The sequence below is a fragment of the Rubrobacter tropicus genome, from assembly GCF_011492945.1.
GTDB classification, from domain to species: domain Bacteria; phylum Actinomycetota; class Rubrobacteria; order Rubrobacterales; family Rubrobacteraceae; genus Rubrobacter_D; species Rubrobacter_D tropicus.
Window position 1 is genome coordinate 125451 of the sequence record NZ_CP045119.1, and the last position, 23694, is coordinate 149144.

General features: G+C 66.4%; 26 protein-coding genes. 10 read left to right on the top strand and 16 right to left on the bottom strand.

Annotated elements, in window-relative coordinates:
• Positions 1-13: 13 nt before the first annotated feature.
• From GBA63_RS00650 to GBA63_RS00675, 6 genes are all read right to left on the bottom strand, one after another.
• Positions 14-1063: a M42 family metallopeptidase gene (locus tag GBA63_RS00650; RefSeq protein ID WP_166172514.1), complete on the bottom strand. Its 1050-nt coding sequence runs from the start codon at positions 1061-1063 to the stop codon at positions 14-16.
• Between the two features lie 316 nt (positions 1064-1379).
• Positions 1380-2153: a CDP-alcohol phosphatidyltransferase family protein gene (locus GBA63_RS00655; protein ID WP_166172516.1), complete on the bottom strand. Its 774-nt coding sequence runs from the start codon at positions 2151-2153 to the stop codon at positions 1380-1382.
• A gap of 57 nt (positions 2154-2210) precedes the next feature.
• Positions 2211-3896: an ABC-ATPase domain-containing protein gene (locus GBA63_RS00660; protein ID WP_166172518.1), complete on the bottom strand. Its 1686-nt coding sequence runs from the start codon at positions 3894-3896 to the stop codon at positions 2211-2213.
• Positions 3897-4047: 151 nt separating this feature from the next.
• Positions 4048-4788, bottom strand: coding sequence for an alpha/beta fold hydrolase (locus GBA63_RS00665; protein WP_166172520.1), 741 nt, complete (start codon positions 4786-4788; stop codon positions 4048-4050).
• Between the two features lie 37 nt (positions 4789-4825).
• A complete protein-coding gene (gene trpS, locus GBA63_RS00670) occupies positions 4826-5818 on the bottom strand; it encodes a tryptophan--tRNA ligase (RefSeq protein WP_166172522.1) in 993 nt (330 codons plus the stop codon).
• Between the two features lie 99 nt (positions 5819-5917).
• Positions 5918-6664, bottom strand: coding sequence for an SDR family oxidoreductase (locus GBA63_RS00675; RefSeq protein WP_166172524.1), 747 nt, complete (start codon positions 6662-6664; stop codon positions 5918-5920).
• Positions 6665-6798: 134 nt separating this feature from the next.
• Here GBA63_RS00675 and GBA63_RS00680 point away from each other — a divergent pair, with 134 nt between their 5' ends.
• A complete protein-coding gene (locus GBA63_RS00680; RefSeq protein ID WP_166172526.1) occupies positions 6799-8442 on the top strand; it encodes a DUF7800 domain-containing protein in 1644 nt (547 codons plus the stop codon).
• A 171-nt stretch (positions 8443-8613) separates the two neighbouring features.
• Here GBA63_RS00680 and GBA63_RS00685 read toward each other — a convergent pair whose 3' ends face one another.
• Together GBA63_RS00685 and GBA63_RS00690 are read right to left on the bottom strand one after the other, a co-directional pair.
• The gene (locus GBA63_RS00685) at positions 8614-9009 is read right to left on the bottom strand and encodes a DUF4383 domain-containing protein (RefSeq protein ID WP_166172528.1); all 396 of its coding nucleotides are present in this window, start codon (positions 9007-9009) and stop codon (positions 8614-8616) included.
• Between the two features lie 298 nt (positions 9010-9307).
• Complete coding sequence (locus tag GBA63_RS00690; RefSeq protein ID WP_166172530.1) at positions 9308-10018, bottom strand: IclR family transcriptional regulator; 711 nt, start codon at positions 10016-10018, stop codon at positions 9308-9310.
• A 52-nt stretch (positions 10019-10070) separates the two neighbouring features.
• On the opposite strand from GBA63_RS00690, the gene GBA63_RS00695 reads away from it, so the two are divergent.
• The 5 genes from GBA63_RS00695 to GBA63_RS00715 all read left to right on the top strand — a co-directional run bounded on the left by GBA63_RS00695 (position 10071) and on the right by GBA63_RS00715 (position 14035).
• Entirely contained in the window at positions 10071-10856 is a 786-nt protein-coding gene (locus GBA63_RS00695; protein ID WP_166172532.1) for a class I SAM-dependent methyltransferase, read from the top strand.
• Entirely contained in the window at positions 10853-11566 is a 714-nt protein-coding gene (locus tag GBA63_RS00700; RefSeq protein WP_166172534.1) for a class I SAM-dependent methyltransferase, read from the top strand. Before GBA63_RS00695 ends, GBA63_RS00700 begins: the two co-directional genes overlap by 4 nt.
• Complete coding sequence (leuC, locus tag GBA63_RS00705) at positions 11559-12962, top strand: 3-isopropylmalate dehydratase large subunit (protein WP_166172536.1); 1404 nt, start codon at positions 11559-11561, stop codon at positions 12960-12962. Before GBA63_RS00700 ends, leuC begins: the two co-directional genes overlap by 8 nt.
• Positions 12962-13549 carry a 3-isopropylmalate dehydratase small subunit gene (gene leuD / locus GBA63_RS00710; protein ID WP_166172538.1) on the top strand — a complete coding sequence of 196 codons (588 nt, stop codon included), beginning with the start codon at positions 12962-12964 and terminating at the stop codon, positions 13547-13549. The genes leuC and leuD overlap by 1 nt, the downstream gene beginning before the upstream one ends.
• Before the next feature lie 63 nt (positions 13550-13612).
• Positions 13613-14035 carry an E3 binding domain-containing protein gene (locus GBA63_RS00715; protein WP_166172540.1) on the top strand — a complete coding sequence of 141 codons (423 nt, stop codon included), beginning with the start codon at positions 13613-13615 and terminating at the stop codon, positions 14033-14035.
• 17 nt (positions 14036-14052) lie between these two features.
• Here the strand turns inward: GBA63_RS00715 and GBA63_RS00720 are convergent, their stop codons facing one another.
• Positions 14053-14949, bottom strand: coding sequence for a YDG/SRA domain-containing protein (locus GBA63_RS00720; RefSeq protein WP_166172542.1), 897 nt, complete (start codon positions 14947-14949; stop codon positions 14053-14055).
• A 127-nt stretch (positions 14950-15076) separates the two neighbouring features.
• Here GBA63_RS00720 and GBA63_RS00725 point away from each other — a divergent pair, with 127 nt between their 5' ends.
• The gene (locus GBA63_RS00725; protein WP_166172544.1) at positions 15077-15991 is read left to right on the top strand and encodes a TIGR03560 family F420-dependent LLM class oxidoreductase; all 915 of its coding nucleotides are present in this window, start codon (positions 15077-15079) and stop codon (positions 15989-15991) included.
• Positions 15992-16038: 47 nt separating this feature from the next.
• Positions 16039-16482 (top strand): VOC family protein, encoded by a 444-nt coding sequence (locus GBA63_RS00730; RefSeq protein WP_166172546.1) that lies wholly within the window; start codon positions 16039-16041, stop codon positions 16480-16482.
• A 33-nt stretch (positions 16483-16515) separates the two neighbouring features.
• Here the strand turns inward: GBA63_RS00730 and GBA63_RS00735 are convergent, their stop codons facing one another.
• Both GBA63_RS00735 and GBA63_RS00740 read right to left on the bottom strand, forming a co-directional pair.
• Positions 16516-17064: a GNAT family N-acetyltransferase gene (locus tag GBA63_RS00735; protein WP_166172548.1), complete on the bottom strand. Its 549-nt coding sequence runs from the start codon at positions 17062-17064 to the stop codon at positions 16516-16518.
• Between the two features lie 83 nt (positions 17065-17147).
• Entirely contained in the window at positions 17148-17990 is an 843-nt protein-coding gene (locus tag GBA63_RS00740; RefSeq protein ID WP_228282251.1) for a DUF427 domain-containing protein, read from the bottom strand.
• A gap of 184 nt (positions 17991-18174) precedes the next feature.
• On the opposite strand from GBA63_RS00740, the gene GBA63_RS00745 reads away from it, so the two are divergent.
• On the top strand, positions 18175-18981 hold the full coding sequence (locus GBA63_RS00745; protein WP_166172550.1) for an alpha/beta fold hydrolase: 807 nt from the start codon (positions 18175-18177) through the stop codon (positions 18979-18981).
• A 139-nt stretch (positions 18982-19120) separates the two neighbouring features.
• Here the strand turns inward: GBA63_RS00745 and GBA63_RS00750 are convergent, their stop codons facing one another.
• The gene (locus GBA63_RS00750; RefSeq protein WP_166172552.1) at positions 19121-19537 is read right to left on the bottom strand and encodes a septal ring lytic transglycosylase RlpA family protein; all 417 of its coding nucleotides are present in this window, start codon (positions 19535-19537) and stop codon (positions 19121-19123) included.
• Positions 19538-19664: 127 nt separating this feature from the next.
• Here GBA63_RS00750 and GBA63_RS00755 point away from each other — a divergent pair, with 127 nt between their 5' ends.
• Positions 19665-20780, top strand: coding sequence for a hypothetical protein (locus tag GBA63_RS00755; protein WP_166172554.1), 1116 nt, complete (start codon positions 19665-19667; stop codon positions 20778-20780).
• Positions 20781-20793: 13 nt separating this feature from the next.
• Here the strand turns inward: GBA63_RS00755 and GBA63_RS00760 are convergent, their stop codons facing one another.
• The 4 genes from GBA63_RS00760 to GBA63_RS00775 all read right to left on the bottom strand — a co-directional run bounded on the left by GBA63_RS00760 (position 20794) and on the right by GBA63_RS00775 (position 23635).
• Positions 20794-21207: a PIN domain-containing protein gene (locus GBA63_RS00760; protein ID WP_166172556.1), complete on the bottom strand. Its 414-nt coding sequence runs from the start codon at positions 21205-21207 to the stop codon at positions 20794-20796.
• On the bottom strand, positions 21204-21494 hold the full coding sequence (locus GBA63_RS24225; RefSeq protein WP_407690823.1) for an AbrB/MazE/SpoVT family DNA-binding domain-containing protein: 291 nt from the start codon (positions 21492-21494) through the stop codon (positions 21204-21206). The genes GBA63_RS00760 and GBA63_RS24225 overlap by 4 nt, the downstream gene beginning before the upstream one ends.
• A 66-nt stretch (positions 21495-21560) precedes the next feature.
• Positions 21561-22841, bottom strand: a complete 1281-nt coding sequence (gene larA / locus GBA63_RS00770) for a nickel-dependent lactate racemase (RefSeq protein ID WP_166172558.1) — start codon at positions 22839-22841, stop codon at positions 21561-21563.
• A 104-nt stretch (positions 22842-22945) separates the two neighbouring features.
• Positions 22946-23635 (bottom strand): PRC-barrel domain-containing protein, encoded by a 690-nt coding sequence (locus GBA63_RS00775; RefSeq protein ID WP_166172560.1) that lies wholly within the window; start codon positions 23633-23635, stop codon positions 22946-22948.
• Positions 23636-23694 lie beyond the last annotated feature (59 nt).

A 23694-nucleotide genomic window follows, 5' to 3' on the forward strand; every position in this document is an offset into this window, starting at 1 on the left:
GCCCGCCGGTCTTCTACAGCGCGTAGTCTCCCGTGTGGGCCTCTTCGAGGTAGCGGGCGAGGAGCGTTATGGCGGCCTGGACGTCTTCGGCGTTGACCATCTCGTTCGGGGTGTGGACGTAGCGACAGGGGATGGAGAGGGTGATGGCCGGGATGCCGCCGTGCAGGCGCTGGACGCCGCCCGCGTCGGTGCCGCCGAAGGGGAGTATCTCCATCTGGTGCGGGATGTTCTCGCGCTCCGCTATGGCGCGGAAGTGCTCGACGAGCTTCGGGTGGCTTATGGAGTAGCCGTCCATGATCTTGAGCGCCACGCCCTTGCCTAGAGCGCTGATCTCGTTCTCGTTCCCCCCGCCCGGTATGTCCATCGCGAGCGTCACGTCGAGCGCCACGACGACCGTGGGCCGGAGCGCCGACCCGCTGGCCGCGGCCCCGCGCAGTCCCACCTCCTCCTGGGAAGTCGCTGCGGCGTACACGGTCGCCTCGTGGTCGCCGAGCGCCCTCATCGCCTCGTACATGACGAAGACGCCGATCCGGTCGTCCATCGCCTTGCCGATGTAGTTGGCCCCGACCTTCTCGAGGGTCCTGTCCATGACCGCGTAATCCCCGACGCGAACCTTCTCCTTCACCTCGTCGGCCTCCATCCCGAGGTCGACGAAGAACTCGTCGGCCGTGGGCGGCTTCTTGTCGACCTCGGTCGCGATGTGGGGCGGTTTGCGCTGGGGCTGGAGGGCGCCCTTCAAAGCCTCGCCGCCCGCGGTGGTCACGACGACGCGCTGGGAGACCATGTTCGACGGGTCGTGGCCGCCGAGGGTCTGGAGCCTCAGGAAGCCCTTGTCGTCTATGTGCTTGACCAGGAAGCCGATCTCATCGGTGTGGGCGGCGACCATGACACGAACGTCGTCGCTGCCTTTCTTCGTGCCGATCACACTCCCCATAAGGTCCGTGCGGACCTCGTCTGCGAGCGCGCCCAGCTCCTCGCGGGAGATGGCCCGCTGCTGCTCCTCCCGCCCCGACACCCCCGGCGTCTCGATCAACCGCCTCAACAGAGTTTCGTTCAAAGCCATGACTGCTGCCTCCGTTCTCCTCGACAAACATCGGAAAGCCTACCAGCTAGTCAGCACGCTACGGGTCTGCTTCGCAGCCCCTCGCTCTCAGCCTGTCAGCTTTCAGCCGTGCGGGGCGCAACCGGGCTGCGCCACGCGCGGCGGTTCGGGCGTCGAGAGAGGCAACGCCACGAGACGACTTTAGCTGAGAGCCTCCGAGGGAGGCGTGCTGAGAGCGAGGCCTGCGGAGCAGGCCGAAGCACGCTGACGAGGCGCGAAGCGCCGGGCTGAAAGCGGAGGCGTAAGTTGGAGCGTGCGCGACGACCGAAGGGAGGAGCTACCCTTCCGGTTGTTCCTCCAGGCGACGGGCTTCGAGCATCTTGGCCGAGAGGTAGAGGCTGAGGCCGAAGTAGTAGAAGAGGTAGACGACGGAGAAGGCCAGGATGAGGGGGTTCGGGTCGGGCATCTGCCACAGGATGGCCGCGTAGCTTGCGAGCCAGAGCGCGGTGAGGGTCAGCGAGATCCTGCGGAAGATCACGGTCCGCGTCGGGTACACGTAGCGGATCGGAACGAAGACCAGGAAGGAGCACACGACGAGCACGGCCGCCAGCGTCCCCGGGCTCGGCCCGAACACGATGGCGTAGAAGGCCACGACGTTGAAGTAGCTCGGGAAACCCAAAAAGAAGTGGTCGTCGGTCTTGGCGTCCACCCGGCAGAACTGGTAGCTCGACGCCAAAAGCGGCAGCGAGGCGAGCACGATGCCGGCGTTGCCCTCCGGCAGGTAGCCCTCGCTCCAAAGGAGCACCATCGGGGCGAGGACGTAGGTCATGTAGTCGACGATGTTGTCCAGCAGCGCCCCGTCGATGGAGGGTAGCGCCTCGCTCACCCGAAAGCGGCGGGCCAGCAGGCCGTCGGTGGAGTCTATGAGGAGGGAGAAGAACATCAGCCAGAGCGCCTTTACGGCCTCGCCCTGGAAGGCCGCGACGAGCATGAGGAGCGCGAGCACGGCGCCGCTGGCCGTGTACAGGTGCACGAACACGGCTTTCATCCTGAACCACGGCGGCGTGGTGGTGTCGTCCCTTCCGGACTCTTCGATACCGGGCTCGCTCATCCGTCCTTCCCTGATCTCTCCGCAGATACCCGTAATGATAACAGCCCGCGCCCCCTGCTACGCCCCCGGATCCGCCCTCAAGGACCTGACGCGGTTGACCGCCGCCGCCAACTCCTGCGCCCGCGGCAAACTCATCTCACCCGGATGCCCCCTAAACTGGCTCAGGGCGTCAAGCCCCTCCCTGGCGACATCGGCCAACGCCTGCTCGGCCATCTCTTTCGTTCCCGCGTCCCCGCCCGCCGCGAACCGCCCGATGATGCGGGCCGCGGCCTCTGTCTGGCCGGCCTCGGCGAGTTGCTCCACCGAGGAGAGGTCGACCCGCTCCCGGCCCAGCTCTATCGCTTCGAGGCCCCTGCCCCTGGCCGTCTCCCGCTTCCCGCGCCGGAGGTCCAGGTAGCCCGCCCGCAGGCGGCGTGGCCCCGGCGGGTTCATCTCCCGCCCATCGAGGGTGGCGCGGGGCGGGTAGCGCCCGACGACCTCGCGGGCCTTCTCCGTGGCGTCCGAGGCGGCGTAGTCTTCGAGCAGGATCACGCGGTCAGCCACGTCCAGGTAGTCTCCGACCCCGCCGACGACCACCACCGTCGAGACGTCCAAGGAGCGGTGGAGCGGGCGGACCAGGTCGATAAACGGCGTGATGGGCTCGCGGCGGACGAGCTCGCGCATCCTCTCGTCCCGGATCATGAAGTTGGTGGCGCTGGTGTCCTCGTCCACCAGGAGCAGGGATGTGCCCACTTCCAGGGCCTCCGCGATGTTCGCGGCCTGCGAGGTCGAGCCCGAGGCGTTCGGGGTGGAGAAGCTGCCTGTGGACCTCCCGCCCGGGAGGTCCCCGATCATGGCCGAGATGTCCACCCCCGCCACGCTCCGCCCATCCTCGGCCCTCACCTTGACCGCGTCCCCGCGCGCCACCACGAGCTCCCGCCCGTCCCCGGGCACGTGGTCGTAGACTCCCCACGCCAGCGCCGAGAGCAGCGTGCTCTTCCCGTGAAATCCACCCCCCGCAACAAGCGTAACGCCCTCCGGAATCCCCATTCCCGCAACCGCGCCCCGGTTCGGCAACCCCACGTCGACCCGGAACTCGTCCGGGCTCTCGAAAGGCACCGCGCCCTCGCCAAGAGGCCGGTCGCTCGCCCCGCTCTCCCGCGGCAGCACCGACCCATCGGCCACGAACGCCACGAGGCCGAGGGAGGGGAGTAGATCCCTCAAATACTCCGCGTCCTCCACCGTCTCGACGTGTAGCCTGGCCCTCTCCCCGTTTAGGCTCTCCGGCTTCAGCGCAAGGCCGACGATCTCCGGCAGCTCCTCGAGAAGCACGGCGCGGGCCGCGCGGCCGTCGACGCTCCGTCCCCGGGCCGGGAGGCCGACGGCCATCCGCGCCTCGACGTAGTCCCGTTCGGCCACCATCGAGGTACGGAGAAGGACTTTCTGGGATGGGCGTTGGATCTCGACCCTCCCGCTCCCGCCCGAACCGCGGTTGCCCCGCACGACCCTCCGGATCGCCCGGTCCACACCCCGCGTCAGGAAATCCTCGAAAGCCATCCGGCGGACAGGATTGCCGAAGAGTCTCTGGTCGAAGCGGTTGTCCTTGGTCCTGATCCTGACCAGGGAAGGCGGGGCGAACGGGTCGCGCTGGACCCTGTCGACAAACAGCGTGAAGCCGTCGAACTCGAAGGAGCCGGAGAGGTCCTTGTAAGCGCCGTAGCCTTTGCGGTCTATGCGGTCGAGCGTGGTCCTGAGGCGTCGCATCTGTCCCCCGGCGCTTGAAGGCCTGCAAGATCTTCCGCAGTATAGCCATCAGCGGAAGAATGGAGAGCTGACGGCGGATGGCTGACGGTTGGCAGCCCGCTTTGGGTCTTGAGGTGTCGGGGACTTGGTGCGGCCCTCGTGCCTCAAGGTCCTACGATTTTTGGTGGGTGTCCTTCGTGGGCCGGTCCGTCAGGGGTTCGAGCCACGAGCGCATGGCGCGCGTGACGGCTTCCGGTCGTTCCAGGGTCGAGAGGTGGCCGCAGTCGTCGACCTGGCGGAAGCGCGCCCCCGGTATTCCGTCGGCGAGTTCTTCGTGCAGGTGCGGGGGCGTGAGGGCGTCGTCCCGCCCGCAGAGGACGAGGACCGGACAGGAGATGCCAGGCAGGTCGCCGCGGCTGTCCGGGCGGCCTATGATCGCCCGCTCCTGCCGCTCGAAACCTCCCGGACCGACGGCGTGGGCCATCTGCCGCACGGTGGAGCGGAGCCCGGGGTCTTCGGCCCTGTCGGGGTGGACTATCTTCGGGAGGAGCGTGCGCCACACTTCGTCGAACCGGCCGGCCCGGGCGAGCTCGATGAGCGCGAGCCGCGCCGCCGTCTGCTCCCGGGTGTCGGGCCTGGCCGAGGTGTCGAGCAGGGCGAGGGCCTCGACGCGTTCGGGCGCCTGCCGCACGATCTCCAGGGAGACGTAGCCCCCCATCGAGAGGCCCGCGAGCGCGAACCGCTCTGGCGCAGTCCTCAGGATGCTGCCCGCCATCCCCGCCACGGAGTCCTGGCCGGTCACGTTGGGAATAAGGACCCGGCCCGCGAGGTCCGCCAGGCCCCCGGCCTGATGGCGCCACAGCCGTTCGTCGCACAGGAGCCCCGGCACGAGGACGAGCGCGGGGGGCGTCACGGCCGTGCGAGCACCCGGCCCGTCCCCTTTCGGTCCACTAGTCCAGGCCCATCCTGGTCCAGGCGTAGCGCAGGGTCGGTCGGGCGACCTTGCGGGCCCTCTCGGCGCCGGATTCGAGGAGGTCGTCGAGCTCCTTCGGGTCGTCGAGGAGTTCCAGCGCCCGTTCGCGGATGGGGGCCAGGGTCTCGACGACGACCTCGCCGAGGTCCTTCTTGAAGTCGCCGTAGCCCTTGCCCTCGTACCGGGCTTCTATCTCGGAGACGGGGCGGCCCGTGGCGGCGGCGTAGACGTCCAGGAGGTTGGTGATGGCGGGTTTGTCCGGGGAGGCGGTTATCTCCGAGCCCGAGTCGGTCTTTGCGCGCCGGATCTTGCGCCGCACCGTGTCGGGGTCGTCGAGGATCGCCACGTAGCTGCCCGGCGCGGAACTGCTCTTGCTCATCTTGGACGTGGGATCGTCCAGCGCCATGACCCGCGCTCCGCTCTTCGGGACAAAGATCTCCGGCACGACGAACGTCTCGCCGTACAGGTTGTTGAACCTGCGCGCGAGCGTCCGCATGAGCTCCAGGTGCTGGCGCTGATCCTCCCCGACGGGCACGAGGTGCGCGTTGTACAGGAGCACGTCCGCGGCCTGGAGCACGGGGTAGTCGAAGAGCCCCCCGCTCGCCGAGTCGGCGCCGCCCTTCTGGGCCTTGTCCTTGAACTGGGTCATGCGCGAGAGCTCCCCGACCTTCGCTATGCAGTTAAGGAGCCAGGCGAGCTCGGCGTGCTCGGAGACGCGGCTCTGGCGGAAGACCACGGACTTCTCCGGGTCGATGCCCGAGGCAAAGTAGATCGCGGCCGCCTCCCGGATCTTCTGCCGCAAAACCTTCGGGTCCTGCGGCACGGTGAGCACGTGCAAATCAACGACGCAGAAGTAGTTCTCGTAGTCGTCCTGAATCGCAACCCAGTTTTTCAAAGCCCCGAGGTAGTTGCCGATGGTCAGGTTGCCACTGGGCTGTATGCCGCTGAATACTCTCTGTCTGCTTTGCATAGCCCGATTCTAGCAAATAAGCATTTCAGCTAGTCAGCACTTCAGCCGGTCAGCCCGCTCCGGCTTGGCCTACGCTCTCAGCTTTTCGGCTGACCGGCTCTACTCGTCGCGGGCGAAGAGGGTGACGGCGCCCTGGCGCACGGGCCTGACGTCGAGGCGGTCCACGTTTACGTGCGGGGGGAGGGTGACGGCCCAGCGCACGCACTCGGCGACGTCTTCCGGGGTGAGAGGGGTAATCCCCTTGTACGGCGCTTCGGCCTTCTCCTCGTCGCCCTCGAACCGCACGAGGCCGAACTCGGTGCGCACAGCCCCTGGCATGACCTCCGTGACCCGCACGTCTTCGCCCAGAAGCTCGAGCCTCAGGCTGCCGAAGACGGCGTGGGCCCCGAACTTGGCCGCGGCGTAGCCGGCGCCCCCGGCGTACGTCTCCGTCCCGGCCGCGGAGCCGATGATGACCACGTGGCCGTTGCCGGAGCGGCGGATCTGGGGCAGGAGCGCTTTCGTCATCATCGCGAGCCCGAGCACGTTCACCTCGTACATCCAGCGCCAGCGGTCCTCGCGCATCTCCGCTACGGGCTCCAGCCCCTTCGCCCCGCCCGCGTTGTTGACCAGCACCGAAGCCCCGCCCAACTCCTCCGTCCACGCGGCGAAGTCTTCCACCGAGTTCGAGTCGGCAACGTCCAGCTCCCTGGCGTGGCCCCCGATCTCTTCCGCCAGGGCGTCGATGCGCTTTTTGCGCCTCGCGCCGAGGGCCACCTCGAAGCCGCCCTTCGCCAGCGCCCGGGCCGTCGCAGCCCCGATCCCGGACGACGCCCCCGTGACGACCGCAAGCCTCGCGTCGGACATCTGCTTCCTCCCTCTCGGTAACCTTCGCCGGGCGCAATTCTATACGGGTGCGGGATGTCCTGTGGGTGTATGCTTGCGGCCTGTGGCGGAGAGGAGGGCTCGCGTGGGACACGAAAGAGGGATCGGCGGCGCGGGTGCCTGAACTCGTCCTCGGACCCGTGTTGCGCTACGCCGGACCGTCCGAGGCAACGGTCTGGGTCGAGACGGATGCAGCCTGCGAGGTCGAGGTCCTGGGCTGCTCCTCGCCCACGTTTCGCGTGGGCGGCCATCACTACGCCCTGGTCCACGTAACGGGCCTACAGCCAGGCGAAACGTACGAGTACGAGGTCAGGCTCGACGGCGAGCCGGTCTGGCCCGAGACCGGCTCGCCTTTCCCCCCGAGCGTCGTGCGCGCGGCGCGCGAGGGCGAAGCCGTCAGGCTCGTCTTCGGCTCGTGCCGCATCTCGGCCCCCCACGAGGAGCCTTACACCCTGGACCTTTCGGAGGACGCGAGGGGGCTCGGCGTGGACGCCCTGTACGCGACGGCGATGAGGCTCGGGGGCAAGCCGTCCGGAGAGTTGCCGCACGCGTTGGTGCTCCTGGGGGACCAGATCTACGCGCACAAACCCCCCTTCGAAACCCTCGAGTTCATCCGTTCGCGCCGCGACACCGGCGACGCCCCGGGCGAGGTCGTGGCGGACTTCGAGGAGTACGCCCGCATCTACCGCGACGCCTGGGGGGACCCCGCGATCCGCTGGCTCCTCTCCACGGTTCCCTCGGCCATGATCTTCGACGACCACGAGGTCGGCGACGACTGGAACGTATCTGCCGCCTGGGTCGAGGAGATGCGCCACCGGCCCTACTGGAACGACCAGATAGCCGGCGGCCACGTCTCGTATCTGATCTACCAGCACCTCGGAAATCTCTCCCCCGAAGAACTGAAAGACAACGACCTCTACGCCGACATTAGAACCGCCGACGACGCCTGGCCCCTCCTCCGGGAGGCGGCCTACCGATCCCACCGGGACTCCACGGTGGCGCGCTGGAGCTTCTGCCGCGACCTCGGCAAAGTCCGCCTGCTCGCGATCGACTCCAGGGGAGGAAGGGTGCTGGACGAGGGCAGCCGCTCCATGGTTGACGACGAAGAGTGGTCCTGGATAGAGGACAAGGCCGCCGGCGACTTCGACCACCTCCTCCTCGCGACTTCACTCCCCCTGATGCTCGGCCCCGGCATGCACCACCTCCAGGCCTGGAACGAGAGGCTCTGCTCCGGCGCCTGGGGCAAACGCGCCGCGAAGTGGTCAGAGAACCTCCGCCGCTCCCAGGACCTCGACCACTGGGCCTCGTTTCACGGCTCCTTCACGCAGATGGCCGACCTTATAAAGGGCGTCGCCACAGGCCGGAAGGGGGGCCCGCCCTCGACGGTCCTCGTCCTCTCCGGCGACGTCCACCACGGCTACCTCGCCGAGGCGGACTTCCGGGACGCGGAACCCGCCAGCCGGATCTACCAGGCCGTCTGCTCGCCCTTACGCAACGCCCTCCCCGAAGAAAAGTCTTTTCTGCAAGAGAAGGCCTGGAACCGGATAGTCGCCGTACTCGCGCGCCTGCTCGCCCGCCTGGCCGGCGTAAGGCCCGAAAACCTCACCTGGAGCCTCACCCACGAAGACCCCTTCTTCGCCAATCAGGTCGCCACGCTCGAACTCGACGGCCCGAACGCGGCCATTACCTTCGAGAAAGTTGTCCTCGACGCCTCGAACGAGCCGGACCTGAAGAGGCTGTACTCGCGCGGGCTGGCATAGGAGGAGCCGGGGCAACGACGGCCCCGGCTCCGGCCTTCTCTAAAGCGGTTTGCAGAGAGGTAGAACCTCCCTGCAAAGCTGTCAGCCATCAGCGGTCAGCTTTCAGCAAGAGCAAAGAAGCTGACCGCTGAAAGCGGAGGCGAAGCCGGAGCGGGCTGACTGCTGACCGCTTTAGTGGGTGGGGGAGATACGGCGTCCGGTGGCCTGCGGAGCGAAGCCGAGGTAGGCCGCGAACGCGCCAACGACGAGATGTAGCAGGTTGTCCGCCAGGTTCACGGCGAAGATGCCAAGCAACTTCTCGCCGAATACGAGCGCCGGGATAAAGCCGAGGATGCCCACCGCCAGATAAACCACGCCCAGCACCTGGCAATATAGCCTCGCCCGATCCCAATAAAAGGCGGCGAGACCCAGAGCGCCGACCAGCAGGTGGATCAGGTTGTGCGTGGCGTCGACGGCGAAGATGCCTAACAGGTACTCCCCGCCACCCGTGGTCAGGCCGGGTATGAACCCGAGGATGCCCACCACCAGAAAAACGATACCGACCACGAGTGCGAAAGTGCGAACCATCGGACCTCCTCTAAAGACTCGACCACGAACTGATGCCCGAACCCGCCCACCCGGCCTCGCAAGGCGCCTCCTCCGGAGACGTGTGGCTTCCGGAAGGCGTGAAGAAAGGACGGGAAGGCGCGCGCCGGTTCGGCGGAGATCGAACAGAGAACCCCTTTCGGCTTCGGCCGATCATCATCGAATGCCGTCTTGGGCGAACCTTGCGCGCTTCGTGTCCCACACCATCACCAGCTTCCCAAACATATAGTTTTTTCGAGGGAGATTGGTGAACGATGCGTTAAGAGTATTGTTACGAAAATTATTTGTTGTAAAGAGCTTCTATCCGGCGCGCCGCCTCCACCACGAGGTGCGACAGCCGCCGGCCCGGCCGGTCGCCCAGGCGCGAGATAGGACCGCTAGCGCAGACGGCGGCTCTTAGCTTCCCGTCGGAGTCGAAGACCGGCGCGCTCACGCTCGCCACGCCGGCCTCCCGCTCGGCCACGCTCTCGGCCCAGCCTCGGGCCCGGACCTCCGCCAGTTCCCCCGCCTCGTGGTCGGTCTCTTCCGACCACGCCAGGAGCACCTTGCCCCCGGAACCGTGTCCCAGCGGCAGCACGGCGCCCACGGGCACCGCATCCCTCAGCCCTCCGCCCGTCCGCTCCACGGAGGCCACGCACACCCGGCGATCCCCCTCCCTCACGTAGAGCTGCGTGCTCTCCCCGGTCCCGTCCCTGAGCCCCTCCAGAACCGGCGTGGCGACCCCGACCAGATCCGACCCCACCGTCCCACCCCCCCAACTCAACAACCGCGGCCCGAGCAGGTAACGGCCTTCTTCCCGCGCCACCAGCCCGTGCGCCTCCAAAGCCGCCAACAACCTGTACGCCGTCGGACGCGCCAACCCGGTCCCCTTCACCACCCCGGCCAGGCTCGCGGGCCCGTCCTCGGCCAGAAAGGATAGAATCCCAACCGCCTTGTCCAGGACCCCGACCCCGCTCTTGCCCCCGACGCCCGTCTCTCTTATACTGTCCATATGTCAAACATTGTGTCTCACATGTTGAAACAAAGCAAGGGGCGTCCGTAGCTTGGCGCGGGAGTGGAACGCGGTCGCTTACGAGGGGCTCTCCTCGCCGCAGACGCGGTGGGGGGCGGTGTTCCTGGACCGTCTGGAGTTGGGGGGCGACGAGGATGCCATCGACGCCGGGTGCGGGACGGGGAAGGTGACGGCGCTTCTTCTGGAGAAGTTGCCGCGGGGGACGGTGTTGGCGGTAGACGGGTCGCGGGCCATGGTCGAGGCGGCGGGGGAGAGGTTCGCCGGGGAGCCGCGGGTGCGGGTCGAGCACCAGGACCTGCTGGAGCTTACGGTCGAGGAGCCCGTGGACCTCGTCTTCTCCACCGCGACGTTTCACTGGATCGGGGACCACCGGCGCCTCTTCGACCGCCTCGCGGGCGTCCTGAAGCCGGGCGGGCGGCTGGCGGCCCAGTGCGGCGGCGAGGGGAACATCTCCAGGGCGACGCGCGCGACGCGGGAGGTCATGGGGCGGGACCGTTTCCGCGGGTACTTCGAGGGCTGGGACGACGACAAGAACTACGCCGGGGCGGGCGAGACGAAAGAACGTCTGGAGGCCGCCGGGTTCGAGGGTGTCGAGACCTGGCTGCACGAGGAGTTGACCGGGTTCGGGTCCGTCGGGGAGCTGACGCGCTTTCTGGCGGCGGTCGTGTTGGGCGGGCACCTGGAGCGGTTGCCCGAGGAAGAACGCGAGCCCTTCGCCGCCGCGGTGGCCGGGGAGATCGTGGCCGAAGACGGAGAGACGCTCCTCGACTACGTAAGGCTCAACATGATGGCGACCCGTTCCGGGAGGACCGGGTGACCGTCGGGGCGCTCTTCGATGAGGCGGCCGGCGGGTACGACGAGGCCCGCCGCAGGCTCGTGCCTGGCCTCGACGAGCTTTACGGGGCCGTGTTGGGGAGCATCCCTTTCGGGGTGGATCGACCAATAAAGGTGCTGGACCTCGGGGCCGGGACCGGGTTGTTGAGCGCCGTGGTCGCGGACCGTTTCCCGCGGGCCAGGGTTACGCTCGTCGACCTCTCCGTCGAGATGTTGCGCGTCGCGCGCCGGCGCTTCGCGCCCGAGACGAACCGCTTCGAGTTTCGCGTCATGGACTTCGCCCGCAAGGAGCTTCCCGCGGGCTACGACCTCGTCGTCTCGGCGCTCTCCATCCACCACCTCACGGACGGGGATAAGCGGGAGACGTTCGAGAAGGTCCACGGCTCGCTCGTCTTGGGCGGGTGCTTCGTCAACCTGGACCAGGTACGGGGCGAGACGCCGGAGGAGGAGGCGCGCTACGAGGAGTGGTGGCAGAGGAGCGCGCGCGAGGCAGGCGCCACCGAGGAGGATCTTGCCTCCGCGTTCAGGCGAATGAGGGCCGATAAGAACGCGACCCTCAAAGACCAGCTCCGGTGGCTGGAGGACGCCGGGTTCGGGGACGTACGGAGCCGGCACGACGGCAACCGTTTCGCGGTCTACGCGGGCCGCAAGAAGGCAGAGTATTCGTACAACGGAAAGGAACGCGATGGCTAGTCCGAAGACGCTCGTAGAGAAAGTGTGGGAGAAGCACGTCGTGAGGAGCGCCGAGGGCGAGCCCGACCTCCTCTACGTGGACCTGCACCTCGTCCACGAGGTGACGAGCCCGCAGGCTTTCGAGGGCCTGAGGCTCGCGGGCCGCAAGGTACGCCGCCCCGACCTCACCTACGCCACCATGGACCACAACGTGCCGACCACGCCCGTGGGCATGCCCATCAAGGACGAGGTCTCCAAAAAGCAGATGGAGGCGCTGGAGACGAACTGCGAGGAGTTCGGGATCGAGCTCAACAAGTGGGGCGCCATCGGCCAGGGCATCGTCCACATCATAGGCCCGGAGACGGGATTGACCCAGCCCGGCCTCGTCATCGTCTGCGGCGACTCCCACACGGCTACCCACGGCGCCTTCGGGGCGCTCGCCTTCGGCATCGGCACGAGCGAGGTCGAGCACGTGCTTGCGACCCAGACCCTTCCCCAGAGCCGGCCGAAGACGATGGCCGTCACCGTGGAGGGCGAGTTGCCCGCGGACGTGACGGCCAAGGACCTGATGCTCGGCATCCTGAATAGGATTGGCACGGGCGGCGGCGTGGGCCACGTCATCGAGTACAGGGGCGAGGCTGTCCGTTCCCTCTCGATGGAGGGCCGCATGACCATCTGCAACATGTCCATAGAGGGCGGCGCCAGGGCGGGCCTCATAGCCCCCGACGAGACGACCTTCGAGTACCTCAAAGGCCGCGAGTACGCCCCGAAGGGCGGGGAGTGGGACCGGGCCGTCGAGGAGTGGAAGGCGCTGCGCAGCGACGACGGGGCCGAGTACGACAAGGAAGTCGTAATCCACGCAGAAGACCTCGTCCCCTACGTCTCCTGGGGGACCACGCCGGCCCAGACCGTGGGCCTCGACGACGTCGTCCCCGAGCCCGAGAACGACGGCCACAGGCGCGCCTTGAAGTACATGGACCTGGAACCGGGGACGCCCATCCGGGAGATCGAGGTGGACACCGTCTTTCTCGGCTCCTGCACCAACGCCCGCATCGAGGATTTGCGGGCCGCCGCGAAGGTGCTCGAAGGCCAGAAGGTGAAAGAGGGCATAAGGGCGATGGTCGTGCCGGGCTCCATGCGCGTCAAGAAGCAGGCCGAAGAAGAGGGCCTCATGGAGATCTTCACGGAGGCCGGCTTCGACTGGCGCAACGCGGGGTGTTCGATGTGCCTCGGCATGAACCCGGACATCCTGCAGCCCGGCGAGCGCTGCGCCTCTACATCCAACCGCAACTTCGAGGGGCGCCAGGGCAAGGGCGGCAGGACGCACCTGGTCAGCCCCGCCGTGGCGGCCGCGACTGCCGTGATGGGAAGGTTCGCCTCTCCAAGCGAACTCGGCGTACCCGTGGAGGTGCTCTAGTGGAAGCCGTAAAGACCGTAGAAGGAAAAGCCCTCCCGCTCGGGTGGGACGACGTGGACACGGACCAGATCGTGCCCTCCGACGCCCTCAAGCGCATAGAGCGGACGGGCTTCGGCCAGTTCCTCTTCTCGGCCTGGCGCGAGGACCCGGACTTCGTCCTCAACAAGCCCGAGCACGAGGGTGCCGTGGTGCTCCTCGCGGGCCAGAACTTCGGGAGCGGGTCCAGCAGGGAGCACGCGCCCTGGGCGATCCAGGACTACGGCTTCGGCGCCGTCATAGCCCCGTCCTTCGCCGACATTTTCAAGAACAACTGCGCCAAGATAGGGCTCCTGGCCGTGGAGCTGTCCGAAGAGGCGGTGGAGAAGCTCCTCGAAATGGTCCGCGAGGACCCGGAGACCGTCGTCTCCGTGGACCTCGAAGGCCGCGTCGTAAAAGCCCCGGGCTTCGAGGAGCCCTTCGCCTTCGACAACTTCGCCCGCTACCGCCTCCTCAACGGCCTCGACGACATCGCCCTGACGCTGACGCACGAGGACGACCTCGAAGCCTTCGAGAAGACCCGTCCCTCACACCTGCCGAGCGTGCTGTAGCCCCGGCGCGCCGGCTGTGTCATCCTTCGGGGGGTTGCCGATCTATGAAAGGCGGTTGAGGGCGTGGCGAAAAAGACGGACAAGGCCGTAAAGGATCTCGCCAAAGAAGTAAAGAAGCTTCGCAAGGAGAACGAGAAGCTCGCCAAGAGCATCGAAAAGACACGCGAAGACCAGGCCGAATCGCACCGGGAGATCCTCGCCCTCCTCAACGAGCGTCCGACCGCGGGAGAAGCCGGCGCGGACGAGGTCGAAGAACACCCCGATCACGACGAAAACGGGGGCTTCGTGACCGCCGAGACGGAGGAGGATGGCGGCGACGTCCCGGAAGTCTCGGCGGAAGCCCAGCAAGACCACCAGGAAGAACCGGAGGTTACTGACGCCGCCAAACGCCGGGCGAAAGAACTCGGTGTGGACCCGACGAGCGTGAAGGGCACGGGCTCCGGCGGGCGCGTCCTGGTAAAGGACGTGGAGGCCGCGGCGAGCTAGAGACAACCGGGGAGCGTCTACACCGAGGCTTCGCGCTCGAAATCTGGGACCACGGCGAGATGCTTTCGGTGGTATGCAAGGTGTCGAAGACTGATGTGATGGTGTCTGTGAACGGTGAGGTCGTCCTTATCGGCCCCGATCAGGGATAGATCCTTGGCGACAGAGATGGCGCCGTTGTCGAAGAGCACGTGGTGGTTTGGACACAGGCACAGAATGTTGTCTTCAGTGTCTGGGCCATCATGCGGAGCACCAAGCGGACGAATGTGCGCGGCCTCTGAGTATGGCCCTGCGGGGCATGATAGGCGGGTTCCACATATTTGACACCTGTGCTTGTAGAGCGCTTTGATCTTCCTCGCCTTCGCCGAGTCTCTTACGATCCGTGACACCCGCATTTCTTGGCGTCGGGCAACCGAGTACTCGGCCGGATCTTCGCGAACCCCCTGACCGGCTGTTACCTTCTGCGGGATCTTCACCAAACGGAAGCGCCAGATCTCGAAGCCAGATCTGCCTGGTTCGTGCCAGAACCCTTCGACCGCGTAGAGCCCGTCGTAGCTGTAGCCGAAGGGCGGCGAGTAGCGCGAATCGTGTTTGGAGCCGCGGATAACGCGAACCGGCAGGCCGTTCTGCTTGCTAAGCGCGAGGGCCCTGTTTCCATGGGAGAAAGGCTGGTCGTGGTCTTGCCGGCCAGTGCTCTGGTTTCTTCCTCCGTAGCCGGTATAGATAATCAGGTCTCCGTCATCGGCATCGTCTTCGTATCCGCCGGAGAGAACTATAGATTCTGCGCCCTCCGTCTGGCTTCCGGATATGCCGGCTTGGATCGGCCGATGCACCCCGCTCTCGCGGAGTTCGGCACGACTCTCGAACAGGCTTCCTTCGGGGTACCCAGGAATATGTCCGAAGATTCGTTCCGCCACGCCGAGACCTACCGACTCATGCTTTTCTTAGGATCTCGGTACCCAGGGAAGCCACGATGGGCATTATATTCATTGGCCACACCACAGGCTAGAATCCAATGCGTCGTCTCTTTATGTGGGGTAACGGATGATCGAAGTCGCCATAATGATCGAGGGTCAGTACGGCATCAACTGGGAGCGCTGGAAGCGTCTGGGCCGGACCGTCGAGGACCTGGGGTACGCCGGTTTGTACCGTTCCGACCACTTTACGGAGCCGGAAGGCCCGCTCGAGGACGCCCTTGAGTTGTGGACGTCGCTTGCGTGGCTGGCTGATAACACGGAGAGGATCGAGTTCGGGCCGCTCGTCTCGCCGGTCTCTTTCCGCCACCCGGTGATCACGGCCTGGCAGGCCTCGGCGGTGGACAACCTCGCTGGCGGACGCCTCAGGCTCGGCGTCGGGGCGGGCTGGCAAAAGCGGGAACACGACGCCTTCGGCTTCGACCTGCTCGACACCGACCGCCGCTTCGCCCGCTTCGAGGAGGGGTTGGAGGTCATCACCCGGCTCGTCCGTAGTGAGAGACCGGTCTCTTTTGCCGGCGAGTTCTACCGGCTCGAAGATGCCGTGCTGACGGTGCGCTCGCCGAGGCCTGGCGGGATTCCGGTGGTCATCGGTGGCAACGGCCCGCGCCGGACGCTGCCACTGACGGCACGATACGCCGACGAGTGGAACGCGGTCTTCCTGACGGCCGGGAAGTTCGCGGACCTCAACGCCGGGCTGGACGGGCTGTTGCGGGAGGCCGGGCGTCAGCCGGAGGAGGTGCACCGGACCCTGATGACGCGGGGCGTCTTCGGCCGCACGGAAGCTGAGGTGGACGGCAAGCTGGGCGGCGTCCCGCGCGAAGACCTGGACGCCGCCGTCATCGTCGGGACGGCGGACGAGTTCGTCGACAGGCTCGGTCGTCTGGAAGAGGCCGGGGTGCGGCGGGTGATGCTGCAGTGGCTGGAGGCGGACGACGTCGACGGCCTGGAGGCGATGGCGGGGTCCGTTCTGCCCCAGCTTTGAGGTTCGGCCTGGTGGCGGCACATGCCCGAGAGTAGGATAATCCGGGCATGGAAGAGCGCGCCAGGCTGGTCGGGTTCAACCACGTCGCCGTCGAGGTCGACGACGTGGACGAGGCGCTTGATTTCTACGGACGCATCTTCGATTTCGAGCTGCGCGGGCGTGGGCCGAAGATGGCGTTCATCGATGCCGGGGACCAGTTCATCGCCATCGCCGGGGACAGGACGCAGCCGCCCGATGGGCACAGGCACGTCGGGATCGTGGTGGACGACAGGAAGGCCGTGCGGCGGGCGCTGAGGGAGATGGGAGTGGACATACTCCCGGGACGCGGCCTCGACTTTCTCGACCCGTGGGGCAACCGCTGGCAGGTCGTGGAGTACCGGAACGTCCAGTTCACCAAAGCCCCCGAGGTGCTCCGCGGCATGGGACTCGACGGTCTCGAGAAGTCGTCGCAGGCTCAGGAAGAGTTGCGGAAGAAGGGCCTCGCGCCGTAGTAGAGCTGTCAGCTATCAGCCGTCGGCTTTCAGCTACTGGTTCTGATCGCTTCGGGCCGTGGTTGATCTGGCCTCTTGTTCCGGCCGCTGTATGAGGATGAATTCTTCGACCTCCTCGCCGCGGGCGTTGGAGAACCCTCCGTCCTCTCCGGAGATGGTGAACCCGCACTTCTCGAGGACCCGGATGGAGGGGAGGTTGTCTTTGGCGGCGCGGGCGTAGAGGGGGCGCGTCTCCGTCTGGTTCAGGAACTCCGAGAGGGCCCTGGTGGCGATGCCCCTGTTCCAGAACTCCTTGCCGATCCAGTAGCTCACCTCGCGCCCGCCGAATTGCTCGAAGCCAAGGACGTTGCCCGCCACCAGCCCGTCGAAGAGGACGGTCTTCTTCACGATGGTTTCGTCACCCAGAATCCTGGACCAGTGAGCCGCGAAAGCATCCCTGTCGGCCGGGTTCCTGGAGGTAAAGGCGGCCATCCTGTTCGCCTCCGGGTCGAGTTGCTGGTCGAAGAACGTGGTGAGATCGCCTTCGTCCACGTCCCGCAGCCGAACCTGGCCCGTCGGCGGCCGCGGCCCACCGCCGGTCACCGGCTATCTACGGTCTGTTCCGTTCGCGCCACCAGCATTCAACTCGTTACAGTTCTTGCTGAAAGCTGATGGCTGACAGCTACTCACGACCACTGCGTCCGGGGCTTCTTCTGCCGCTCGCCGTCCACTTCGAGGTCCACCTTCTCGTTGAAGAAGCAGAGGTGGTCCACGATGCCGGCCACCGCCGGTATGGGCTCGGGGTAGTACCAGACGATGTCTTCGAGAAGCTCTCCGCCGGCCTCCACGGAGTAGTAGGAAGCGACGCCCTTGTAGGGGCACCGCGTCTCCTTCTCGCTGGGCCGTAGCGCCTCCCGGCGCACGTCCTCCGGCGGGATGTAGTAGCGCGGCGGCAGCCCGGTCTCGAACAGGACCTTCGGGCGGTCCGTCTCGGCCAACACCTCGCCGCTTACGGAGACCTTTACGCGCCGCGAGCTTTCCAGCACGTCCACCCTGTGGTACGGGTCGCGGGGATGGACGAAGACCTCCTCTTCCTCCTCGAACCAGGCGTCCATCGCCTTCCAGTAGAACGCCACGAGCCCTTTCAGGGGCGGGGCCGAGTCGAGCGGCTCCGGGTATCCCCAGACCGCGTTCTCGGCCACCCTGTCGCCGACCTTCACCGACCAGTAGGAGGCGTCGCCCTTGAAGGGACAGTGGGTCGTGTGGTCCGTCTCTTCCAGCAGGTCGCGGCGGACGTCCTCCTCCGGGAAGTAGTAGACGGGGAGGTGGTTCTTCTCGTGCAAGAGCTTCACGGAGCGGCTGTCCGCGACGGTCTCGCCGGCGAAGACGACCCGCACCCGGCGCGGGGAATCCTCCAGATACAGGGGATGGTTGCGGGGGGCCGTAACCTCGAAGTTGAAAGTGCCCGTGCTCTGGTCCCCGAAGGGTCCGGTCCCGATCGTCAGGGTCATGGCGCTCTCCTCTCTCATGGCCTTCCAGGCCAGATGTTACACCCGGTTCGAAATCCGATAGCGCCTGAAGGACGAGGACCGTATACTGGCCTCGTATCACCGGTCTGCCGGTGCGTCTCCAGACGAATATTTTCCCCTACAGCGCAGGATCTACCGCCACTTCGACCGGGCGCGCACGCCGCCGGTCGAGAAAGGGGAGCCGATGCCCCGAACCACAGGAACGGCCGAAACCAACGGCGCCACGCTCTACTACGAGATCTCCGGAAGCGGCGAGCCGCTCGTGCTCGTACACGCCGGCATAGCTGACGGCAGGATGTGGGGCCCCCAGATGGACGCCTTCTCCAGTCACTACCGGACCATCCGCCACGACATGCGGGGCTTCGGCCGTTCCCGCATGGTGGAAGGCCCTTACTCCCACCACGCCGACCTGTGCGCCCTCCTTGACGCTCTGAACGTCGGCCGCGCTTCCTTCGTTGGCTGCTCTCAGGGCGGCGGCGCGGTCATAGACTTCGCCCTCGAGAACCCTGAGAGGGTCGAAGCCCTCGTCCTGGTGGGCCCGGCCGTAAGCGGCTTCGAGTTCGACGAAGGGCCTCCCGAGGAGTGGGACGAGCTGGTCGCCGCAGACGAGGCCGGCGACCTCCAACGGGTCTCCGAGCTGGAGGTCAGGATGTGGGTCGACGGCCCCCGCCGCGGCCCCGACGTAGTCGACCCTGCCGTGCGCGACCTCGTCAGGGAGATGAACGAGATCGCCCTCAAGAACGAAGCCCTGGAAATAGGCGAGGAACTGCCCCTCAAGCCACCCGCGGCAACCCGCCTGTCGCAAATACAAGCGCCCACCCTAGTCCTCATCGGCGACGAGGACCGGCCCAGACCCCTCGCAGCCGCCGACCTGCTAACGAAGAACCTGCCGAACGCGCGAAAAGCCGTGCTCCCCGGCACGGCCCACCTCCCGAACATGGAAACCCCGGACGAATTCAACACCCTGGTACTAGACTTCCTAAAAAGCTGAAAGCCTCCAAAGGAGGCGTGCCGAAAGCGTAGGCGAAGCCGGAGCGTGCTGAAAGGCGCGATAGCGCCGGGCTGAAAGCGGAGCCCTGCGAAGCAGGGCGAAGCAGGGCGAAGCGTGCGCGACGACCGAAGGGAGGAGCCTAGGGCTTCTCGTCCACCACGACCCTTACGGGCGCCGTGCCTGGGCCCAGAAGCCCGATCTCACGCGCCGCGGCGAGCGAGAGGTCCAGGTCGTGACCGGGCGCGTAGGGACCGCGGTCGTTTACGACGACCCTGACGGACTCGTCTTCGTGGCTGACGTGTAGCTCCGTCCCCATCGCCAGGGTCCTGTGGGCCGCCGTGTATTTCTCGGGGTCGTAGGCTTCCCCGCTGGCCGTCGGGTTGCCCTCCAGCACGCTCGCGTAGTAGGAGGCGACCATGGTCCGCCCGTCCACCGACTCGGGGGCGCCGGAGACGTCAGAGCTCCTGACGGCCGTCACCTCGCTCACGACGACTTCCGTGTCGTCTCTCAGCAAGAACAGCCCAAGCGCGGCGGACAACAAACCCAGGAACGCCACCGCCAGGAGTCTTCTTAAGAAGAATTCAGACAAGCCAAGAATGTAGCATGGTGCGGCGGCGTTGCAACCCGGAACTCTCGCGCGGCGTTCGCGTAGTATTGGGCTCTGTCTCTACAGGAGGAAAAGCGTGACCGACGACGGGCTCTTTCAGATGGACCTCAATTTGCACCCGAACGAGGCTTCCGGGCTGCTGGTAATGGAGGACACGGCCTTGCTTGGGGCCCAGGGGTGGGACCTCGGGTTCTGGGCTGTTCTCGACGAGGGTGAGATCGAGGACTGCGTCGCCGCCATCGGCCACCGGAGCGGCTCCGCGCAGGACGAGGGCTGGGAGATAGAGCGGCTGCACGCCCGCGTGAGCGGGGACGCGGGCAAGACCGAGGACGCGGAGGCGATCACGCGCGACCACGTAAGCGGAATGGTCTACATCCTGGGCTCCCACTTCGGCAGCAAGTCAGGACCGCTGCAGCCCAAGAGGGGCTTCGTCGCCCGCTTCCGGGAGGCCGAGGTCGGGCACGTCACCGAAGACCCGGCGATGAACCTGGAGGTCGCCCGCCGCTCCTTCGCCCTCCACCGCGCCGTCAACGACGCCTTCGAGGAGCACGGGATAGACCTGATCCCGCTAGGAAAACAGGCCCGCGAAGCCTTTATCGACGCGACCATAAAACGCGGCAAGAAGGAGAAGAAGAAGTGGTCCGGCCTCGTGCGCGAGGACGACTACCCCATCAACATAGAAGGCGCGGCCTTCCGCCAGGACGGGTCGCTGCTCCTCGGTCTCCGCTTCCCGACCGCCGCCGACGGAAACCCCCTGCTAGTCGAGATCAGGGGCATAGACCGCCTCTTCGACGAGGACGGCCTGCCCGAGGTCCGCGGTTTCTGGACCGTCGATGCCGTCGGCAAGGGTGGCGACATCGCGGGCGTGCGCGACCTCGCCCTCCATCTCACCGGGAACGGCGAGGAGCTACACGTAGTAACGGGCAACGTAGACAGCCGGGACAAGGGGAGCGTCCTGATCCAGGACTACCCCGGCGGCAGGGAGACCGTCGCAACCCACTTCCGCTGCGCCATGCCCGCCGACGCCCACTCCGGCCACCTGGAAGGCGAGTTCGTCCGCGAGTTCCCGAACCTGCCGCGCGTCGAGGGCCTCGCCGTCGCAGACAACGACCGCGCCTACTACGTCACAGACGAGGACGAGGGCGTGCATCTGCGCCTGACCCGGTTTCTGGAGGGCAGCGCCAGAGCCTGAGTACGTTCGGGCGTCAGTCCGGCTCGCGCCACTGGACGTCGAGCTTCCGGAAATCTTTGTCGAAGGAAGCTACACCGCCGCCTTGAGAACGGGCCGTTCCTGCGAGCAGCGCATCTGCGAAGTCTACGTTGCTGGAAGTCATGGTTTCTAGTGCCCGGATCACGTCCCCGGCACTTTCGGGTCTCAGCGCACGATGCTCCAGAAGGGGGATGAGAGCGCCGGAGATCTCACCCTTCGAGCGCCCGTAGAAGGACTGAAGCACCCAAACTATCTCCGCCACCACCACGGAATGCACTCGAAGCGGAACCTTGTCTCGCTCCGCTTTCTCCAGCAACCTGGACGCCCGCTCTGCGAGCTCTGGAGGATCGTTCGTCAGAAAGCGTAACAACACGTTCGCGTCGACCCACCAGGAAGCTTCTTCGCTCATGGTCCTTCGAGAGTCTTACGAACGAGATACTGGCGTGCTGCTTCCCGTTCGGCCTCTTTGCCCGGATACGGACGGGTGGCGGGCAGACTACCCATAAGCTCCCCCAGGCCCTTGCGACGCTCGACCCTGAGACGCACGAAGTCATCCTCGAACTCGAACACAACCCGGTCCCCGCTTTTCAAACCCAAACGATCCCGCACGTCCTTGGGGATCGTTAATTGTCCCTTACTCGTCAAGGTTGCCCTTATCAAAACCGCACTCCTTACTTCAATGACGCATCTTACCACGGGAAGATGCGGCGAATGACGCGGCGCGAAACGTTCTGGAAGGTCTTCGCCAAGAGGTTCGGGAATTTACGCCCTGACCGGCGCCTGCTCCAGGTAGGGCACGGTCATGGGACCTTCGGGGAGGACGGCTATGGGAGCGTCCTGGCCTACGCTCTCCAGCTCCCGGGCGATGCGGGCCGCTATGTCCTCTACGGGTTCGAGGTGGACGTTGCGGACGTCTTCGGGCCCTATCTCGCTGTGGAGGGCGACGCGGGCCTTTTGCAGGATGTGGGCGAAGAGCTGGACCTGCCACTGGTCGTACTTCTGGAAGCCTGGGGCGTAGATGGTTTCGAGCATGGCCTCGGGGGAGTCGTGCTCTAAGAGCATGTCGCGGAAGTTGCCGTGGGCCGGGAAGCCGTCGTTGCAGCGGGCGACGGAGATGATGAGGCCGCCGTCCGAGACGATCTGGGCGGCGGCGGACATGCCTTTTACGGCCTGGTAGAGATTCTGGTCGAGGGGGTAGCCGCCGTTGGTGGTTACGACGATGGGATACTCGTGCTCGCAGGGGACCATGACGGAGGATTTGCTCGCCTCGCAGCCCTTCTCGTGGGCGGTTATGGGGTCGCCGCAGTAGAAGCCCGTGATCTCGCGTTCCCGGTTCAGGGTCACGTTTATGCAGAAGTCGAGCGGCAGGAGGGAGCCGTTGGCGCGGATCTGGTCCTGCGTCGGGTTGTCCTCCATGACGCCCCAGGTGCTCCGTTCGTGCCCGATGACCGCGGCCCTGTGGTAGTGCATGATCGAACCCACGTCGGCCACGGCGGGGAAGATGCCCTTGTACCCGCCGCTGAACCCGGCCATGAAGTGCGGCTCGATGAAACCGAGCACGACGCGCCGGTCGGCCTCGACGTACTCGCGGTTCATGTAGACGTCCCGCCCCTCCGGCGTCTTCCCGGCAAGGGCGAGCGTGTTCGGGTCGTGGGCGTCGTGGTTGACGACTCGGTAGGTCTCGTAGACGTCTTTTCCGACCATCGCTACCAACTCCTCTTCGGTGTTGGCGCGGTGGGAGCCCGTGCCGTTGACGATGGTGACGTTCTCCGGCGGGACGTGGGAGAGCTCCTCGAAGAGCCAGGGCAGGAGGCGTTCTCGGGGCAGGGCGCGGGTGATGTCCGGGATCACGACGGCGAGTCGCTCGCCGGCGCCGACGAGCTCCTTCAGCGGGGCCGAGTCGATGGGTTCCCGCGCCGCCTCCCTGAAGGCCGCCGCCTCGTCCGGCAGCCCCGCCTCCGGCCTGGGCGCGAGCACCGTTACGTTGGAGGACGGGATCTCTACTTCCAGGTTACCCGTCCCGTACTGCAATTGCGCTTCCACCGTCGGCTACCTCCCCCTCCCGCGAACGTCCTCCGGTCCCACAGATCCGCCCATTCTACAGGCGAACCGGCATCTGAGGATTGGGTGCGTGGCTGGCCCGGTTCCTACCTGCGGGTGCGCTTGAAGACCCTGACGTTCCTGTCGCCCTGGATCTCCACGTCGTCGCGCGTCTCTCCTTCCGTGCGCGTCGCCGCGTCGGCGTCGAACGGGTCCGTGGAGCCCGTGGGCGTACCCGCGGGCTCCTCCCCGGGCGGCACCGCCGTAGACCCGGTGTCCCCGAGCGGCACGTCGATGTTGCCGCCGCCCGTCGGGGCGGTCTCGGCCGGACGCCCCGACGGCTCCGCGCGCTCGCCGTATTCGGTGTCCACCGAGCGGCGCAGGTCCTCTTCCCGCGCGGCGTCCTCCACGGGCGAGTCGTAGTAACTGCCGTAGCCGGTGCTGGACTGCATGTGCGGCGGGCGTTCTAGGCCGAAGTAGCCGTGGACCCGGTCCTCGTATTCCGGCGTTATGTCGTTGTCGTCGTCGAAGGTCGGGGCGTGCTTTATGGTCTCTTCGTCCGCCGCGACCTCCACGAGCTTGCGGCGGTCGTTTACGCGGACGATCTCTATCGGGATCAGGGTCGAATGCATGCCCAGGAAACCGGTCTTTACGCCGATGTACTCGGGCTGGTCGTTCGCGTCGACAAAGATGTCGTCCACTTTGCCGATCTTCTCGTAGTGCTGGTCGTAGACGGTGTACTCGCTATACCGCTGCTCTAACTGCTGGAATCCGTCTCCGCCGCTTCCTGCGCTCATCTCGACCTCCTGCTGCTGATTTTCGTCTGCTCTATCGGGTTCTTACCCCGGCAGCCGGA